The following is a 16,314-nucleotide window of genomic DNA, read 5'->3' on the forward strand; positions in this document are numbered from 1 at the left end:
ATGCGGCATCTTTAATACTTTCAAGCACAAAATTCTTTTTTTATTAAATAGGGGCTGCTGAAAAACTCGTAGATGCACCCCAAAAGTGATTTCGTCATGAAAAAGTTAATTTCTCGAGGTGTTTTGTTAAAAATGGCGATGAAATACCCGGTATTTTTGAATTTCTGAACAGCAAATAAATTTAACTAAAATTGAAGTGCTCGGATTTTGAGTAAAAATAGCATAGCCCCTTGCACTTCATTCGTTAAATCATGACACAACTTCCTGTATTTCAGAGTTATTTGAGTTTTTCAGCAGGCCCTAAATGGGATTTTGTTGGCCAAAATCCATTCTAAGAGGTTCCAAATCTTTATAACCAGGTATTTCATCATACAGAATGCTGGTAATTTTATTTATCGCGCCCTCCAATTTGGTATTCGCAAAATCCTTGTAGGACGACATTCCAACATCGTGCATTGCTCTTAAGATTCTTATATTAATATTTTCAAAATCTTTAATAACAACTTCTCTTAGAAGGTTCAACACATATTTAGCGCTTTCTACATCCTCAGTATAATCTTTGGAAAATTCTTTTAATATATCAGCCTCCTTTAAGGCTACTTCGATGCTTGTAATCAATTCTTTTTTTTTCATATCTTACCTTTTTTGTGTAATGTTTTGCTTAATTCCGGGACTAAATAACTGTGGCCCCCCGCCTGCATTCTTTTTATAGTTCGCAGCCGTACTAACTAAAACCTTAGATTTTTTTGTTACTGTGAAGTCTTGAATACTTCTATTATCATATTTTATTCCCAAGTTTTTCTTTATCCCGTTTTCTGGGGTGGTGCAATAGTCTCCTGGTTCAGATCCATTCCTTACCCATTGTCGTACCCGGGTTCCTCGTTCAATCGTTTTTACCTTTATTGGCTTAGAAAAATCGATCCCTTCCATATGCGAGAGGGCCTCTTTCTCGTTAAATCCATTGTCTTTATAAAATCTTAAAGCTCGTTCTTTTCTTAATTTCTCAACGAGTTTTAATCGGGATGCTCTAAGCTCACTTACTTCTGAACTTGCTTTACTTGTGCCCGCTTTAGCTGCACCTGTAAGTCCCATTACAGTGTTAACCCCGCCAACACCCACTTTGGCTAGCCCTTGTTCGAAGCTTTTAGATGCATCCTTCAAATCGGCACAGGTTGTTGCTTCGTCGGTACGTTGGTAAAAATTGGCTAAGTCGGCAATGCCTTCGCCTATCTGGTATCCACTGAGGCCTACGCCTGTCAAGGTAGCCACCTCGCCTACTGCTGCAACAATAGCGCTGCCAACCAATATTTCGGGCGCAAGGGCAATTGCCCCTAAAATTACTCCAGCTGCAACCAAACCGGTAGCAACGCCACCCCAGCCGCCAAGCTCGTTTAATATCGCATGAGGTACGTTTGATTGCTTTAGCGATGCCTCCATTTTATCGACATGAGACATGCTGTGCACCCTGCTATCTACGCATCCTTTATCCCTGATAAACACATCCTGCTTGGTCTCCATCACCTTCCATGTTCCCATTTTAAATGGGATTACATCCGGAATGGGACCAAATGTGGTCATTTTTTCGGATGGGGAAGAAAAAAAGCAGGTGAAGTTTCCGGTAGTAGTTAGAAGTAGCGGTGACACACCATTTACCACAATTTTGTCGGACAAGGTAGGTTTATTAACAGTAAAATTAGCTTCTGTAATCGTCCCGGGTACATCCTGACAAAAAAAGGAAGCGTAATTACGTGGGCTTATCAGGGTGAACAACGGAACGTCAGATTCGATGATGATATGGTTCATTGATAGCATCAGTGGTTTGCCATACGAGCTTACCGTGAGTATGCCGTCCCACCCAACCCAATGCCAGCCTATTCCCGGCGTTAATAAAATAGTTGCACTATGTTTTAAAAAGGGGGTCATCGATCATTATAACACTATATGAAAGGTTTGGAAAATTTCTAGTATAAATATATTATTTTCATTGAAAACAAACGAAAAATATTACCAAAAACAATAGGCAAAAATTAACAGTCGACGAATTTGCTAATTCGATGAGGTCGCCTTCCTTTTGATAGAGATTGGTTTCCTTTTCATTATTACTTTTTAAAGATCCCGCGTTGTGTTTCCGTCGAAAAACTGATCAAGGAAGAGGCAATTCCAGCTGTCAAAAAACTCAGGTTAACCAGGCTAATGGAGGAAATATTACAAGAAGAGAAAGACCCCTGCGAAGTGTTGGGTAATACGGATAAACATGTCACCTTTATTACCCAGATCAGCATCATACTCCAAATTACAGTATCTACCAGAAAACACCTCTTGACCGGCGATGTCCACAGGCCGATAAAGGATATTCCCAACGCGACCAGGAGGGGCGTTTAAGGAAATATTGTCTGCAAAACAATATTAAGGTCATGCAGGTTGTCTATGAGGATTTTTCAGCCAAAACTTTTATACGCCCGTCATGGATTAAATTGCTGGCAGACCTGCGCAAACAGAGGGACAAAGTGCATTTGGTGATCTTTACCAAATGGGATCGTTTCAGCCATAATGCGGGTGATGCCTACGGGATGATTAATACCTTGCGGAAGCTGGATATAGAAGTTCAAGCCATCGACCAGCCGCTCGATTTGAGCATACCGGAGAATAAAATGATGCTCGCAATTTATTTGGCCGTCCCGGAGGTAGAAAACGACCGTAGAGGATTGAATACCTATTATGGTATGCGCCGTGCCCGCAAAGAAGGCAATTACATGGGTTTAGCACCCATCGGTTATATCAATCGCATTACTGAGAACGGTAAAAAATATATTGCTATTAAGGAACTAGAGGCCGCTATTTTAAGATGGGCATTTGAACAGATCGCTGAAGGCAAATTATCCGGCAGAACAAGTAAAGCATGAGGTGAACAAGAAGGGTTTGAAATACGGTAGCGCCCACTTCTGGGACGTTATTCTGAACCCCTTATATTGCGGAAAGATCGAGGTAGCCAAGCATAAAGATGAAGAACGGACAATAGTTCCGGGCAGCATGAAGGCATAATTTCTTATGCCTTCATGCTGCCCGTTTCAGGATGTGCTGAACGGTAGAACTAAGGACACCGGGCCAAAGATTGTTTCGATGGACAACTTGCCTCTACGCGGTTACCTGATTTGCCCGAAGTGTCAGCGGATGCTTACCGAACAGCGCATCTAAAGGCTGGAGCGTTTACTACTATTATTACCATTGCCAGGCGAAATGCAAGTCCCGTTTCAGAGCAGAGCTCGTTAATTCCAAGTCTGAAGAGTTGTTAAGCAGTTTTACGGTAAGGCCAGGAATGGAGGAAGTATATACACATGAATTGAATGTCATCTATGGCGCCGATCAAAAAGTAGTTGAGAAAGGCGGACGCAAAGCGATCATTCAGCAGATCGATGTGATCCATAAACGGATAAAAAATGCAACCGATAAATATTACGACCTTATAACGGAGGAACAGGAATACAGAGCTTAAAAGGCAAAATGTGAGGATGAGATTGCAGTTTTGGAATCAAAGTTGGCAGACGCGTCGAAAAGTACCGACGATGTGGGGGATTTGCTTAAAAAGGCCATTTCTAACCTCGCTAAGCTGGATTCTTACTAGACTGATTTTAATTCGGAAGGTAGAAGAAAGATCATCAGTTCGATATTTCCGTAAAAACTAAGTTTTGATGGAAGTAGTTATCGAACTGTTCGATTGAACGAAATAGTTGGTCGTATTTATTTGATTTACAAGCATTTGATTCAAATAAAAAAAGCATGAAAGTGGAGATTTTTTTATATTTCCTGTTCAAGTAGCCCGAAGAGGGATCGAACCAAATACATTAAAGTATCTTTATAGTCATCAAAAAGAGCTAATCATCTCTTAAAAACTTATTTTTTAATTGAAAACATGCCTGCATGATGAATGTGCCTCCCATGTGTTTTTTCCGGCAACAGAAACGCTTATTTTTGAGTAAATCAATCTACTAATGAGCGTCAACTATTTCAAACCCCGAGACCCTTTTGATTTTTCAAAAGACACCCTTGATATCGGCAACCCGCTGACATGGGATCGCGAGCAGTTTTTAAAGCACCTTTTTAAAAGGATATTCGCCATCAGCGAAGATCGAATTGAAGAGTTTTACCAGCGCCACCTGGCCTATTACTTAACAAAGCATGCCGATGGCGGTGAAGAAATATTTCTTCGGTATTTATGGGGCCTGATCGAAAGGCAGCTCAAAGTGCTGATGGGAAGAAACATTTACGATAGAGACCACGTGACAAACGAGCGGCAGATCAGGCAGCTCAATAAGTTCACCGAAGTGTTGATCTCTGCCGACCGCTGGAATATCCATAAAGCTAACGATGCTGTTATTGCACAGCAAGAGTTTGAAATCCATACCCTCAAACAACAGGTTGCAGATTTAGAAGCGGAATTGAAAGAAACCCGCCAATGGGAAACCGATGGTTATATTATAGTCAGGGATGGGCAGGTGCTGGCTGTACTCGACCTCTGCATGCAAATGCAGGAGCTGAAAGCTACGGATGGCAAAGAGCTATTGATCACTCCGGCACAAAATGCCTGGGCCAAGATGATCAGCAAGTACTTCCGGGAGTATGATAATGAAAATAAAGGCCAGGTGAAAGAAATTAAAATAGACAGGTTAAGGCACTATCTGCGAGGCATCGACCCTAAAAATCCTTTGAAAAGAGAAAATGAAATACCCGCAAAGCATAGGCTTTACACCATCACCCCGGTAAAAAAAGGGAAATAATGCTTTTACTGCTTTATTGACATTTTCAAAAGCAGCAGTTCTCTATCAAATTGATATTGAACCGTTTAATATTCTACTTAACTATATCCAAAGCACTTCAAATTTACCACGCAGGCATCGTGGTAACAAAAAGCCTGTTCCATAGCATTCTTTTGTCCTCAAACAAAGGCTATGGAAATTATCAACAACGAAGCCCTTAGCCAGTGCATCAGGGATGCAGTAAGGGCAGAACTACAGGAACATTTTAAAACAGGTGGCAGCCAGCAGCAGACGGCTGAAGAACGGCTATTGTCCAAACAGGAACTGGCCGCTGAATTGGGCGTGTCACTGGCGACCCTGTCCGATTGGATGAAAAAGGGACTGCCCTTTTTGCGCCTGCACAAGCGGGTCTACTTCAAAAAGAGCGATGTGCTGAAAGCCATGCAGCAAAACATTACAGATTAACTTTATGGAGGGAAAGAACTATGAATGTGGAGATCATCACCAAAGAAGATTTAAAACAGTTTAAATGCGAAATGCTGACCGAGATCAAACAGTTTATCAAACCGGGAGAACAAAGCCAAAGCAAGCAATGGCTCAAAAGTGCAGAAGTACGTAAGTTGCTCAACATCTCACCGGGCACCCTGCAAAACTTGCGTATTAACGGGACGCTGCGGTATACAAAGATCGGCGGGATGATGTATTACAAGTTGGAGGACATCACCAAATTATTAGAGGGAGGCCAGCAATGACATCTACAGTAATCCACCGGGAGGCCGCCGATTATAGCCGGTGGGTTAGGCGCATGAGCGCCGACAGCAGGATGCTGGCCACCCATGTGAGCCTGTTCGCTGGCTTGTTCGTTTGCTGGCAGCGGAGCGGATTTGCAAATCCGTTTTCCGTTAACCGGAAAACGCTCATGTCCTACAGCCGGATCGCATCGGTAGCGACCTATCATAAGTGCATCCGTGAACTGGATGAATGGGGCTACATCCGCTATCAGCCATCCTATCACCCGACAAGGGGAAGCCTGGTTTACTGGCCCGAATGGCCAGGATAAAAATATATCAAGATATAAAATAGCTGGATAACGTGATATACCCTCTCCGGTTAGGATGTAGCGGGTGATTGTGTAACCAGCGATTTAATAACTCCGATATACGCCGATGCAGCACCAGGGTGCCGCATCAAAAGAACACCGGGCAAATCAGCGATGCCGCGAGCGGCATGCTGAAAGCCTGGCACCCGCAGGCGGGTGTAAAACAGTACCGGCGGCAAGCCGCCGGAGTAAACGGCGGCACCGTTGGTGCCACCGTTTTGAACAGCCCGATAATCGCTAAAGCGATTACCGAAGAACCGCGAAAGCGGCAGGCCGCTTTTGGCGGGGCAGCACCAAAGGTGCTGCATGAACAGCCCCGGAGTATCGCCACAGCGATACAGCCGGGTAGCGGAACAGGCCCTTGGCCTGTCAGGGGAGCCAGCTATGTTTCGGCCATGCCGAAACTTGCTGGCCCCCGCTCATGCTATCGCATTCGGGGGGATTTTTTTGAGGATTTTTAACGAATAGAAGCTTATGGAAAGTGCAGTTAAAAAGGCAGTAGGTACAAAAGTTCCGGCCCCGGCGGGCCGGGTGAACCGGGGCGGCAGACCGAAAGTGCCGCATAAGCGGCGCACCGCCGTGAGCGTGATGTGCACGCTCATTGAGAAGAAGATCATTGAAGCCAACGCTAAACGCGTAGGCATGAATCCATCGGTTTTCCTGCGGAACCTTGGATTGAACACGCGGATAGAAGTCAGGGTCAAGACACTGCCCAAACCGGTTTTAGAAATGCGGGGTACGCTCAATCACATCGCCGCCAACCTCAACCAGATCGCAAGGAAGCGAAATAAGGGCGATGATCTGAACGCAATGGAAAGAGCTTTGCTCGACCAGGATGTCCGAAGCCTGCGTGGATTAGTGAAGAACATTAATACCTATGTATCATGATCGGTAAAGTAGGCACAGGTAAAAGTTTCCGGGGTGTCTTGCATTACCTCTTTGAAGGCAGACGGCAGGAAAGCAAAGAACTGCAAATGCAGGAACTGGAAAAGAAGCAGGTCGAGGTGATCGCCTATAACCAGTGTTTCGGCACCCGCTTAGAACTGGTACGGGAGATGATCGAAGTGGCCAAACTGAATCCTGACCAGTCCAAACCGGTGTTTCATTTTTCATTAAGCTTCGCCCACAGCGATGCCGGGAAGTTAGGCTTGCAGGATAAGATCGACATCGTGGAAAAGCTGGCCGAGAAGTTTGATTTTGAGGATCACCAGTATGTAGTAGTGGCGCACAAAGATACAGGCCACGAGCATCTCCATATCGTCGCAAATCGCATCGGCTTTGATGGTAAGACGGCCAGTGACAGCAATAGCTATAAGCATGTGGCCGAGTTCGCCCGGAAGATGGAACTGGAATACAAATTAGAGCAGGTGTTAAGCCCGAACAAGTTCTTAAAACCGGAGCAAAGGGTTGCACAAAGCCAGCGGGTTGATAACCGTAAGGAAGCCTTGAAAAAGCACCTGCAAACAGCCATCAAGCAAAGCACAGATGTGCAGCAAGTCAAAAAGTACATGGAGCAGCGGGGCTACGAAGTAGAGTTGGGCCGGGGTATCGCTTTTACAGATGCGCAGCACGTCCGCTTTAAGGGCAGCCAGGTGGGCTATGCCCTGATGGATATTGAAAAGAAGCTGAAACAAGAACAGCTTTTACGTCAGCAGGAACAGAACCGGCAGGCGCAATTATTAAGGCAGCATCAGGAGGAATTGAAGAAACAGCAAGAGCAGGAAAAGGAACAACAGCAACAAGTACGTCAGTATACCCAGGGCATAGGACGGTAAGCTATGCTTAAATTGACAGTAAACAGAATTATGAACTAAGTAAAGATGACATCATGAAACCAAACGAAGAAACCTCAATGGATGAAACGACATTAAAAGACGTGTTGAACGAGCACGCTACAGACTTAAAGGAGATCAAAAACTTTATAAAAGAGCAACAGCAGCAGATCGACGGGAAGAATCAAATCATTATTGAAAAGGACAAGGAGACAAAGAAGCTGATCAGCAGCTTTGAAGATAAATACAAAAAGATTGAGGTCACCGTCCCCCCGCCAAGTACATTATCCATTTCTAATATTGCCAGTGAGGGTATGAATGCCACAAGATCGGCAGTCATACAGGTATTGCGTGAGGCATTTTCCAAAAACAGAATCTTGGTATTGCCGGAGGATGCTGGAAAGGGCTTTTTAAAGATTATGGCTAAGCGCGGTATGTATCTGTCTGCTTTAGCTATCGTGGTTGGTTTGGTGAGTTGGTTTGGCTTCCGTTACTGGTATAAGGACAGCCAGAACAGCCGTTTCCGCAAAGCCTGGTACTGGAATTATCTTGTTGCAGATAGTATTAAAAAACAAAAATTACAGAATCAACTGGACAGCCTGAATGTAACGGCTATCAATCAATACCGGACGGACAGCATTGCACGTTACCTGGAAAGACAGACAACGGAATTGAGGATTAAGCAATTGGAAAGCGAGGCAGACAGTTTGAGGAAAATGAGGGGCAAGCCTTGAAACGATAAACTGAAAGATTTAAATAAAAAAACGGATTATTAATAGAACAAACAACGCTGTTCCATGGAAATAAAACACCAGCACTAGTGAAGGAAAGTAGACTATCCGAAGCTGTGAGTGCTTTCGGGATAATGTTGACCTAGCGTTAATTTTTAAAATTACCCTGTATGGGTGTTTTTAAATTTTAGTTCTTCCCAGTTATTTTTAAATGATATTATAACAAATAATCCAAAAAAAACCTGAGTCCAGAGCATCCAGTTATTTTTAATCCAATTGGTAAAGGATTGGGGCTCTGACAACAGCGCTCTAAAACATATATTGCCATTGTGCAATACATCAACAACAACAATAACCGCAACTACCCAAATACCTGTTTTGGGTTTTAGTATCAATAAAATTGCGGCAATAGGATCTAAAAAAGTCAAACTATCCCAGAAAAACGTAGATAAAACTGGTGCATTATATTTTTCTGACAGAAATCCATTATTAATGATCCATAGTAGATGTGTTGCTGTCCCCGTTAGCATTCCAACACATTGGATGATTAAATTAATTTTGGTTTTTGTATTAAGTTTTATGAAGATCAATTCATGTATTCGTTTATATATAAGCTATTTTTTGTTTAAAAGCTCAATCTTCTCTTTTTCAGCTTGTAATAAACGCTCATACAGCTTTTTATTTTCTTCAAACAGTTCAACCAGTTTATCAATGGGATTAAATGTGCAGGTGTTGTTATGGCCAAAATTACTGCTGGAAACTGATTGATTAAAAGTGTTAAAATAATTTATCACGGCCTCCTCAGAAAAATTCTTAATTGCATCGGTAGTAACGCCTAAAATCTTAGCTATACTTTCTAAGACATCATCTTCAATCACTTCGCTTTGCTCCATACGGGAAACAGTCTTTTGACTTACGCCTAATTGAGTGGCCAAATCCTCTTGCTTAATCCCTCTTAGTTCGCGAATACGGCTAATTTTTCGGCCTATATGTTGGTTTGTCGGTTTTTCAGATGTTGTCATAAGATCGAGATGCAAGATTATAAAATGTAAAGATACAAAATACACTGTTACATAAAATAGTTGCTTAAATGAGTAAAACAGTCTCGTTTTGACTTCGATAGACCATGCAATCTCATGAAATTAGATTACACAGTAAATCAATGTATCATGAAAGTAATCATTAATAACATCAATATCTACTTTAACACCGGGTACAAAAGCACAATTAACATAAGTGCCGAAAGGCCAACTGTACCGGATATTAGAGATTTCTCCCCTCATATCGTCGTGAACGATGGTGTTGTAACCGACGATAACGCATTCCTTGAACGCTTAAAGGAACGCCTGATGCAAAGCGAACAAGAGGTAAAGGAATTTTTGGAAAAGTATAACACAGAAACGAGGTAATATTATGGCAACCAAACATAAAAAGCCAGAGACGATCATATTACCTGACAAGTTTCAATATACAATCCCGCTAGAGAATGATGATCTAATGTTAATTAAAGAAGTGCTGTACAAGCATTATACAGTATCAAACGGCAACCAACGATCTTTGCGGGTTACGGTGCCTGCTGTTAAATACGATAAGGGCGTTTTCATTCTTTCCGTTGAAGCCGAAAACGACCAACCCCATAATGTATTTGTTCAAATCAGACGGCATGACATCAATGTAGCGTGCGATTGCGGAATGCCCGGTAATATCCTTTGCCAACATGCCTATGGTGGTATGTTTGACCTGATGCATCATAGGGCCATGGAATTGGAAGATTATTATTGGCCGGGATTAGAGCAGGAGCATAAAAAAGACCTAAAATATTTATATGTGGATGTACAGGGGCATCATGTATTTATCTATCCCAAGCCGGAATATGGTAACATCTTTAAAGTGGGTTGGGGCTTTTCGTTAGATCATTATCACCAATTCGATGCTACCATGTTGAACGAAACAAGGGTAGAAACCACAAATAAATTAGTAGTCGGCTACAACGTCATCTATACCGAATTAGGGTTATGGTTCTCACAGCTACCGATGCTGATGCCATTCATCGGTAAAACGGGTAAACATAGTAGTCGCATCGTATCCTACGGCCAATATTTGCGAAAGGATAAGGCCATTACGGGAGAGGTTATTTTCACAGAGAATCAGATCGCCTTAAATGAAATTTGCTACGAAATGTTTACGCTGGTCAAGTCTGTAGGCAGGCAAGACCATGAAGCAAATGTGATAAAGTGGTTGCATGCTGTGCCGATCCTGATTAAGCTATGGCAGAAAGCAATACCGATGCTTTTCTATGAGCCTTTTGTGTGTAAAAGTCAGGGTGAAGGGCATTTGTCCTGGAACAATAAGCCAGTCAAATCTAATATGGCGGACTGGCGAATTTCGAGCGAGCCGTTTACCATTGCCTTTAATCTGAAAGACCATAAAGGCCACTTAATTTTAGAGCCGGTCATTAAGTCACCTGCAAAAGCTATAGGCCATTACAGAAAGGTGCCGCTTTTTCTGATCGATGCGGAAGATTACACGTTTTACCTTGTTCATTCCGAACAGGATGAAGCCCTTTTGAACTGGCTCAGAATATCAGGCAATAAGCTTACCGTTTTAAAGGAGCATTTTACCGACTTCCATAACCGCTTCCTTGATAGGTTAAGCGAGTGTTATGCGGTCACCTACCAGCCTTTCAATTCCACAAAGAAAGTTGTTTACAGCTTAAACGAAGTTATATCACCTAATACGCAGTCCCATGGAAAATAAAATAACCGAAGCGTCAGTTAAGGAAACGTTTCAGGCGAAAATATCGCCTGTGGATATAGGTGTGCTTTACAGCCTGATGGTTAAGCGCATCGCCAAAGGCTACAGTACATCGGAAGTGTCATTTCTCATGGGTTATGAAGATAATGCGATTGAAAGAATAGAACAGCTTCAATTTAAGGAACTCACGATCTTGGATATCCATCATTATACGAACGTGCTTGAGGATGGTTTAAAAGGCGTTATCATCAATAATATGGATAGGGTTGACGATATGGCCGATTACCAGGTGGTCAGAACCATTCAAAGAACGTTCATACATCATGAAGTTTTCGAAATTCTTCCGGATAACACAGCCTGCCAGGTTTTTAACCTGTTTGAAGTAAATCCTGAATATAAAAAGCGGAACTATTCTACCTCCTATGAAATGGGAATTAAAGAAGCTACAGAGATTTTATATTCACTTTTAGAGGGGGCAGTGTTCCAGTCACCGGAAACCCCTTTGAATATCTACCGCCGCAGCCGGAGGATTTCAGGCTCTGAATTTATCAGCCCGGCACACATTCAAGCTGTTTTACAAGATATGGCCCAAAGTAAAGGCTATCCCAAGTTTAAGCGTATCAAAACAAAGCAGCGTGGCTGCTTATACGAAAAAGCATTTTAATCACTTTATATACCAGTGTCATGGAAATAGCAGATCTAAAAAGAATCGGGGAGGTAATAGCTGAAAAGATTGCGGTAGAAAAAATATACTGCCTTAGTCATTCCGACAACAATACCCACCACCTGATCATCATCATTCCGGCCAGTTGCGGTACTAAGTTTACAGAACTGGAGCCGTTTGTAAGAATAGCAACGAACGCAAGTAAAGCCATCACCTATACGTTTTACCAAACAGGGGAAATCAGGGCCGCCCTAAAAAAAGGCAACCTTCTTTTTCATTTAGCATGTATAGAACCTAATCTGCTTTACAATAAAGCGGATAGCCCTGATTTGCCGCAATCTAAAGCGGAAAATTTATTAGCCTGGAAAAGTGAAGCCAACGCGCAGTTTAAGGACGGAGCAGCTAAGGCTACGGCCTTCCTGGATGGCGCAAATTTCTATAGCGAAAAAAACGATGCGGGTTTAACCGTATTTATGCTTCACCAGTTCATCGAGTTAACCTTTAGGACACTGGAATTAGCGCTGCTGGCAAAAGAGAAAAAAACACACAGCATCACCCTGCACCAGGAATTGGTTACGCCTTTACTCCCAGGGCTTGGCGTATTATTCCCCGCCGATACGCCCGAAGAAAAAGAGATCCTGAAAACGCTTAATAACGCGTATTCGTCCGTAAGATATGAGCAAAACCACCAGGTAAACGAAGCATTTATACCAACCTTGTTTTACAGGGCTTATCTTTTGCAAAAACGGACAGAAACCATTATCAGCGAACTCAATGCCTTGCTTGATGTCAAAATCAGGGAGGCAGAAATCCTTGAACAAGCATCATCTGCGAAGGCACAAGGCAACAAGGAAGTCAATAAGGTAAATTCATTATCGCAGTCTAATGATCGGATCGCATCGTCGATGGAAAATACAGATACGCCAATGAAACCGGGGCTGGAAAAGGTAATCGCTTTAATTATGGGACATCTCAACCCTGATCAGGTCTATGTCTTTGGCAGCCTCTGCGTACAATCCACCAACTTACATTTATTCAATTTAAAAGAATCTTCTGGTAATACTGATTTACACTATGATCTCCTTGCCATAAGCCCGCTGGCGAATCCTTACGGTACTAATATTCAAAGTATCGTTAACAGTCTTGATGGGTTGACAATCAACTTGTTTGTTCATACGAAGGAGGAAGCTCTAAATAAACTGGAAAACCGGAACAGATTTTTCTGTACGGTTTTCAAACACGGTAATTTGATACATTCAAAGGGAGACTTTTTAGATAAAGAAAGCATTCCCATGATAACTAAAAATGAAAATCGTGATCAGACAGTTAACTATTGTACCAGGAGAATTTTGCGGTCTGTAACCATCTTAATGGCCGCAGAGCTGGTCAAGGATAATTTATTTGAAGTAACCGTATTCTTGTTGTCACAAGGCATAGAACAGGCGTGTTTAGGACTTATTTATAATTTTTTAGGTTACGCTCCTAATCTGCACAGCTTACCACACTTACTAAACATCTGCAAAATGTTCTGGCCTGAAAACGAAGAGTGCTTTCCTATGCAAACGCCTTATGATAAAAAATTACTGGCTACACTGTCGCAGAGCCATTCAGCACTCCGTTACACAGTACGAAATTTAATAGAGCAGAAAGATTTGAACGAGCTTTACGCAAGGTTTTACAGTTTTATAGTCCGAGCAGAAAAGCTTTATCTAAGTACGCTTTCAGAATTAGAGATTGAGGAATATGATGCAGTAAAATAAACTTTATGAATGCTTTTAAAAATAACTCTAATTTTTCACCGGGGGAATTAGAGGAAATTAGCACAGACATTTGTTCTTTTTTCCTTAATAACCCTGAAGATCGTGTCAAAGAAGATCTTTGGTTATTACTTAGAGCCTATATTTATAACACTTCGCAAAGCGGAGGGGCAAGCGAAATAGGCGATATGCTTTTATTTTATGAAGAGTTAATTGAAGTTATTGAGGCGCTTGCAAAGTTAGCATCATTCAAATTTACACCCAGAGGTAGATGATAGCAAACAAAAAGGTGGTGTAAAATAGCATTCTCATTCACCAGTACAGCAAAGATAGCCACCGCCGGGATAAAACGTCAAGGCTATACAAGCGGGCGGGAGTTGTTCGCTTTCAGCGGCTCCACCCGGCCTTGACATTTTACCCGTCTACGCGCTGTTGGTTGCTCAACTGGTAAAAATGAAATGCCGCGTGCTTGATTTGCAGGGCGCATAACCGTCCGCTTCGTGTTTTCTTAGCAGGAAATAAAAAAGCCACTGCGAAGCAGTAGCTTTTTTATTATAATTATACAATTAGTAAAAATTAAAGTTGTTCGATTTCAGACAAAGATAAACCGGTAATATTGGCAATCAGTTTAATCTCTATGCCGTTCTGTTTCATTTTTTTTGCAGTCTGCTTGATTCCTTCCAGAATCCCTTCAGCCTTGCTCTCCTGTTTGGCATAGTCTAACACATTTTTATTGTCCCACTTACTTTTTAAGCTGCTGTCATACATGGCTTTTTCCTCTTTCGTTAAACTGCTGTAAGCAGCAATGTTAAACAGTTTTTCAAATATCGGCTTGCGCAGATACAACGGTATCTTATCCATGCTGCTCATATTTTTCAGCAAAGAAAGCCAATTGTCTAACTCGCTGGTTAACTCCGCCTCCGTTTTAACAAATTTACGTAATTCGATATAGGTATAACCTAAATTTTCATAAAATATTTTTCCTGTATCCCTGTTACACAGGCAAATATCATGCAAGTAGTCATTTGCCGGGCTATCCTCTAAGGTAAAATCTTCCAGCAACGCGATCAGATAAACTTCGCTGAAATTGTAAGCCCATTGGCTGCGGTTGCCTTTAGGGGCTTGTTCGCTGATTAACCGGCTGGTGTAGAATAAGGCCCGCTGTTTAAAATTCTCCTGCCTGCCGCGTTGCACTTCAATAATAAAGTGTTCGCCGTCATTGCCTGTACACAACAGGTCGAAGATCGCTCCGCCCTCATATATCGTGTCTCCAGGATGCTCGTTTTTATTGTAGACCAGGTCCACAATGTGCTTTCGCCCCCTGAACACCTCATTTAAAAACGCAATTAATAAATCCTTATTGGGATCTGTGCCAAAGATGCGTTTGAAGCCGAAATCGGTCATTAAATCTATGTATTTTGTTTTTTTGATCATGGTTCCTAATTTTTAAAGCGTATGGGTAAATCTTTTTAGAAATCTACCAGGGCCGCGTATGCAGCCCCGGTAGATAATCCGTCAAAATGCTGTTAGCTTCTTTTGCAATTGCTGCATATCGGAACTGATCTTGTGATCCATGACCTTGGCATAAATCTGTGTCGTTTTAATGCTGGTATGTCCCATCATCTTAGCTACGGTTTCAATAGGTACGCCATTATTCAGAGTAACCGTTGTAGCAAACGTATGCCGGGCAATATGGAAGGTCAGTACTTTGTTAATCCTGCACAGGTCTGCTATTTCTTTGAGATAAGCATTCATCTTTTGGTTGGTCATCACTGGTAAAAGTGTGTCTTTGACGATGCATTCCGGATGATTCTCATACGATTTAATAATGGACAAGGCACGAGACAAAACGGGTATGCGTGACAACGTATCTGTCTTCTGACGATGGGTATGTATCCAAAGACCGCCATCAATGCCTGTTACAAGTTCGGAGCGTTTTAGCTTGTGTACGTCTACATAGGCCAAGCCGGTATAGCAACTGAATAAGAATACATCTCTTACCTGGTCTAAGCGTTGAACACCGAACTTCTTTTTGCTCATTCGTTCCAGTTCTTCTTTGGTGAGCACTTCCCGGTGTACCGCCTTTTGTTTGGGTTTGTAATTGAGATAGGGGTCAACGGTCAGCCAGCCATTGCCAAGGCAGATACGAACAATCTTACCCAGGTTCTTGATATACTTGATAGCAGAGTTGTTTCCGCATTTGCGAACACTCCGTAAGTAATACTCAAAATCATTCAGAAAAGCGAAGTTGATCTTATTAACCGGGATGTCAGATAGGTTATACTGCCACTCCATAAAGTCTTTGGTATGCATTAAGCAGGTTTCATAACGCTGCAAGGTGCTTTTTTCAAATTCCTGCCCAACGAGACTTTTCATCCTGGCATTGTGATCCTCAAATATGGCAACCAGAGTTCGCGCCTTTTCGGCTTTACCTATAAACCTGTTTTTAATCGTTTCAGCGGTGACGATCTCTTCTCCTGCTGTCATTACCTGGTGCAATGCCTGCGCTTGGGCTTGTAATTTGTCCAGGTAGGCATTTAAAACTTTCACATCTTCTTTGGTGCCGATGGCGCGGCCTGCCTGTACATTCCATCGCGCAGGCTCACATGTTTTGCCGGTGGAGGTTTCTGCGCGTTGCCCGTCAACGGTGAACCGCAAATAGATGGCCACGGGGCCAAATGTGTAGGTGGAACGCTTCTTTAAATAAAAAAGCAAATTCATGTTAGTTCTCATGACTAATAATTAAAAGTGAAACAAAATTGTTAATTCCGTCACTTCCAGTC

Annotated in this window: 23 protein-coding genes; 17 read left to right on the plus strand and 6 right to left on the minus strand. The window is 42.3% G+C overall.

The genetic code is table 11. From position 1 onward, the window contains the following. Positions 1–300: 300 nt before the first annotated feature. A complete protein-coding gene (locus MUCPA_RS13710; RefSeq protein ID WP_008507130.1) occupies positions 301–633 on the minus strand; it encodes a hypothetical protein in 333 nt (110 codons plus the stop codon). Between the two features lie 3 nt (positions 634–636). After that, on the minus strand, positions 637–1,923 hold the full coding sequence (locus tag MUCPA_RS13715) for a polymorphic toxin type 46 domain-containing protein (protein ID WP_008507133.1): 1,287 nt from the start codon (positions 1,921–1,923) through the stop codon (positions 637–639). 270 nt (positions 1,924–2,193) lie between these two features. Here MUCPA_RS13715 and MUCPA_RS37730 point away from each other — a divergent pair, with 270 nt between their 5' ends. The 12 genes from MUCPA_RS37730 (at position 2,194) to MUCPA_RS13760 (ending at position 8,359) form a co-directional block, all read left to right on the plus strand. Beyond that, a complete protein-coding gene (locus tag MUCPA_RS37730) occupies positions 2,194–2,382 on the plus strand; it encodes a hypothetical protein (protein ID WP_157543901.1) in 189 nt (62 codons plus the stop codon). After that, a complete protein-coding gene (locus MUCPA_RS37035) occupies positions 2,301–2,903 on the plus strand; it encodes a recombinase family protein (RefSeq protein ID WP_083839335.1) in 603 nt (200 codons plus the stop codon). The genes MUCPA_RS37730 and MUCPA_RS37035 overlap by 82 nt, the downstream gene beginning before the upstream one ends. A gap of 1 nt (position 2,904) precedes the next feature. Continuing rightward, complete coding sequence (locus MUCPA_RS37735) at positions 2,905–3,042, plus strand: hypothetical protein (protein WP_157543902.1); 138 nt, start codon at positions 2,905–2,907, stop codon at positions 3,040–3,042. A gap of 274 nt (positions 3,043–3,316) precedes the next feature. Then, entirely contained in the window at positions 3,317–3,493 is a 177-nt protein-coding gene (locus MUCPA_RS37740) for a hypothetical protein (RefSeq protein WP_008507135.1), read from the plus strand. 496 nt (positions 3,494–3,989) lie between these two features. Further along, on the plus strand, positions 3,990–4,775 hold the full coding sequence (locus MUCPA_RS13725) for a hypothetical protein (protein WP_008507137.1): 786 nt from the start codon (positions 3,990–3,992) through the stop codon (positions 4,773–4,775). A gap of 171 nt (positions 4,776–4,946) precedes the next feature. After that, positions 4,947–5,219 carry a helix-turn-helix transcriptional regulator gene (locus MUCPA_RS13730; RefSeq protein WP_008507138.1) on the plus strand — a complete coding sequence of 91 codons (273 nt, stop codon included), beginning with the start codon at positions 4,947–4,949 and terminating at the stop codon, positions 5,217–5,219. A gap of 20 nt (positions 5,220–5,239) precedes the next feature. Next, positions 5,240–5,506, plus strand: coding sequence for a helix-turn-helix domain-containing protein (locus MUCPA_RS13735; protein ID WP_008507139.1), 267 nt, complete (start codon positions 5,240–5,242; stop codon positions 5,504–5,506). After that, positions 5,503–5,814, plus strand: coding sequence for a hypothetical protein (locus tag MUCPA_RS13740; protein WP_008507140.1), 312 nt, complete (start codon positions 5,503–5,505; stop codon positions 5,812–5,814). Before MUCPA_RS13735 ends, MUCPA_RS13740 begins: the two co-directional genes overlap by 4 nt. A 119-nt stretch (positions 5,815–5,933) precedes the next feature. Further along, complete coding sequence (locus tag MUCPA_RS13745; RefSeq protein WP_040625937.1) at positions 5,934–6,314, plus strand: hypothetical protein; 381 nt, start codon at positions 5,934–5,936, stop codon at positions 6,312–6,314. A gap of 13 nt (positions 6,315–6,327) precedes the next feature. After that, a complete protein-coding gene (locus MUCPA_RS13750) occupies positions 6,328–6,741 on the plus strand; it encodes a plasmid mobilization protein (protein WP_008507141.1) in 414 nt (137 codons plus the stop codon). After that, a complete protein-coding gene (locus tag MUCPA_RS13755; RefSeq protein ID WP_008507142.1) occupies positions 6,738–7,628 on the plus strand; it encodes a relaxase/mobilization nuclease domain-containing protein in 891 nt (296 codons plus the stop codon). The genes MUCPA_RS13750 and MUCPA_RS13755 overlap by 4 nt, the downstream gene beginning before the upstream one ends. A 53-nt stretch (positions 7,629–7,681) precedes the next feature. Further along, on the plus strand, positions 7,682–8,359 hold the full coding sequence (locus tag MUCPA_RS13760) for a hypothetical protein (protein WP_008507143.1): 678 nt from the start codon (positions 7,682–7,684) through the stop codon (positions 8,357–8,359). A 158-nt stretch (positions 8,360–8,517) separates the two neighbouring features. On the opposite strand, the gene MUCPA_RS13765 is transcribed toward MUCPA_RS13760, so the two are convergent. Both MUCPA_RS13765 and MUCPA_RS13770 read right to left on the minus strand, forming a co-directional pair. Continuing rightward, a complete protein-coding gene (locus tag MUCPA_RS13765) occupies positions 8,518–8,946 on the minus strand; it encodes a hypothetical protein (protein WP_008507144.1) in 429 nt (142 codons plus the stop codon). A 24-nt stretch (positions 8,947–8,970) separates the two neighbouring features. Beyond that, a complete protein-coding gene (locus tag MUCPA_RS13770; RefSeq protein ID WP_008507145.1) occupies positions 8,971–9,378 on the minus strand; it encodes a helix-turn-helix domain-containing protein in 408 nt (135 codons plus the stop codon). Between the two features lie 147 nt (positions 9,379–9,525). Here MUCPA_RS13770 and MUCPA_RS13775 point away from each other — a divergent pair, with 147 nt between their 5' ends. The 5 genes from MUCPA_RS13775 to MUCPA_RS13795 are packed head-to-tail and all read left to right on the plus strand — an operon-like array spanning position 9,526 to position 13,806. Continuing rightward, positions 9,526–9,765 (plus strand): hypothetical protein, encoded by a 240-nt coding sequence (locus tag MUCPA_RS13775; RefSeq protein ID WP_008507146.1) that lies wholly within the window; start codon positions 9,526–9,528, stop codon positions 9,763–9,765. A gap of 4 nt (positions 9,766–9,769) precedes the next feature. After that, entirely contained in the window at positions 9,770–11,113 is a 1,344-nt protein-coding gene (locus MUCPA_RS13780) for a hypothetical protein (RefSeq protein WP_008507147.1), read from the plus strand. After that, positions 11,103–11,774 carry a hypothetical protein gene (locus MUCPA_RS13785; protein WP_008507148.1) on the plus strand — a complete coding sequence of 224 codons (672 nt, stop codon included), beginning with the start codon at positions 11,103–11,105 and terminating at the stop codon, positions 11,772–11,774. Before MUCPA_RS13780 ends, MUCPA_RS13785 begins: the two co-directional genes overlap by 11 nt. Positions 11,775–11,794: 20 nt before the next feature. After that, complete coding sequence (locus MUCPA_RS13790; protein WP_008507149.1) at positions 11,795–13,534, plus strand: HEPN domain-containing protein; 1,740 nt, start codon at positions 11,795–11,797, stop codon at positions 13,532–13,534. 5 nt (positions 13,535–13,539) lie between these two features. Further along, a complete protein-coding gene (locus MUCPA_RS13795) occupies positions 13,540–13,806 on the plus strand; it encodes a hypothetical protein (protein ID WP_008507151.1) in 267 nt (88 codons plus the stop codon). Between the two features lie 301 nt (positions 13,807–14,107). Here MUCPA_RS13795 and MUCPA_RS13800 read toward each other — a convergent pair whose 3' ends face one another. Both MUCPA_RS13800 and MUCPA_RS13805 read right to left on the minus strand, forming a co-directional pair. Next, positions 14,108–14,965, minus strand: a complete 858-nt coding sequence (locus MUCPA_RS13800) for an Rpn family recombination-promoting nuclease/putative transposase (RefSeq protein ID WP_008507153.1) — start codon at positions 14,963–14,965, stop codon at positions 14,108–14,110. Between the two features lie 81 nt (positions 14,966–15,046). Next, positions 15,047–16,264 (minus strand): site-specific integrase, encoded by a 1,218-nt coding sequence (locus MUCPA_RS13805; RefSeq protein WP_008507154.1) that lies wholly within the window; start codon positions 16,262–16,264, stop codon positions 15,047–15,049. Between the last annotated feature and the right edge of the window lie 50 nt (positions 16,265–16,314).

The sequence above is a fragment of the Mucilaginibacter paludis DSM 18603 genome (genome assembly GCF_000166195.2).
GTDB classification, from domain to species: domain Bacteria; phylum Bacteroidota; class Bacteroidia; order Sphingobacteriales; family Sphingobacteriaceae; genus Mucilaginibacter; species Mucilaginibacter paludis.

Excerpts from the sequence above, each read along its gene's own strand:
- MUCPA_RS13710 (WP_008507130.1), bottom strand. The coding sequence starts at position 633 with ATGAAAAAAAAAGAATTGATTACAAGCATCGAAGTAGCCTTAAAGGAG.
- MUCPA_RS13715 (WP_008507133.1), bottom strand. The coding sequence starts at position 1,923 with ATGACCCCCTTTTTAAAACATAGTGCAACTATTTTATTAACGCCGGGA.
- MUCPA_RS37730 (WP_157543901.1), top strand. The coding sequence starts at position 2,194 with ATGGAGGAAATATTACAAGAAGAGAAAGACCCCTGCGAAGTGTTGGGT.
- MUCPA_RS37740 (WP_008507135.1), top strand. The coding sequence starts at position 3,317 with ATGGAGGAAGTATATACACATGAATTGAATGTCATCTATGGCGCCGAT.
- MUCPA_RS13725 (WP_008507137.1), top strand. The coding sequence starts at position 3,990 with ATGAGCGTCAACTATTTCAAACCCCGAGACCCTTTTGATTTTTCAAAA.
- MUCPA_RS13730 (WP_008507138.1), top strand. The coding sequence starts at position 4,947 with ATGGAAATTATCAACAACGAAGCCCTTAGCCAGTGCATCAGGGATGCA.
- MUCPA_RS13735 (WP_008507139.1), top strand. The coding sequence starts at position 5,240 with ATGAATGTGGAGATCATCACCAAAGAAGATTTAAAACAGTTTAAATGC.
- MUCPA_RS13740 (WP_008507140.1), top strand. The coding sequence starts at position 5,503 with ATGACATCTACAGTAATCCACCGGGAGGCCGCCGATTATAGCCGGTGG.
- MUCPA_RS13750 (WP_008507141.1), top strand. The coding sequence starts at position 6,328 with ATGGAAAGTGCAGTTAAAAAGGCAGTAGGTACAAAAGTTCCGGCCCCG.
- MUCPA_RS13755 (WP_008507142.1), top strand. The coding sequence starts at position 6,738 with ATGATCGGTAAAGTAGGCACAGGTAAAAGTTTCCGGGGTGTCTTGCAT.
- MUCPA_RS13760 (WP_008507143.1), top strand. The coding sequence starts at position 7,682 with ATGAAACCAAACGAAGAAACCTCAATGGATGAAACGACATTAAAAGAC.
- MUCPA_RS13770 (WP_008507145.1), bottom strand. The coding sequence starts at position 9,378 with ATGACAACATCTGAAAAACCGACAAACCAACATATAGGCCGAAAAATT.
- MUCPA_RS13775 (WP_008507146.1), top strand. The coding sequence starts at position 9,526 with ATGAAAGTAATCATTAATAACATCAATATCTACTTTAACACCGGGTAC.
- MUCPA_RS13780 (WP_008507147.1), top strand. The coding sequence starts at position 9,770 with ATGGCAACCAAACATAAAAAGCCAGAGACGATCATATTACCTGACAAG.
- MUCPA_RS13785 (WP_008507148.1), top strand. The coding sequence starts at position 11,103 with ATGGAAAATAAAATAACCGAAGCGTCAGTTAAGGAAACGTTTCAGGCG.
- MUCPA_RS13790 (WP_008507149.1), top strand. The coding sequence starts at position 11,795 with ATGGAAATAGCAGATCTAAAAAGAATCGGGGAGGTAATAGCTGAAAAG.
- MUCPA_RS13795 (WP_008507151.1), top strand. The coding sequence starts at position 13,540 with ATGAATGCTTTTAAAAATAACTCTAATTTTTCACCGGGGGAATTAGAG.
- MUCPA_RS13800 (WP_008507153.1), bottom strand. The coding sequence starts at position 14,965 with ATGATCAAAAAAACAAAATACATAGATTTAATGACCGATTTCGGCTTC.
- MUCPA_RS13805 (WP_008507154.1), bottom strand. The coding sequence starts at position 16,264 with ATGAGAACTAACATGAATTTGCTTTTTTATTTAAAGAAGCGTTCCACC.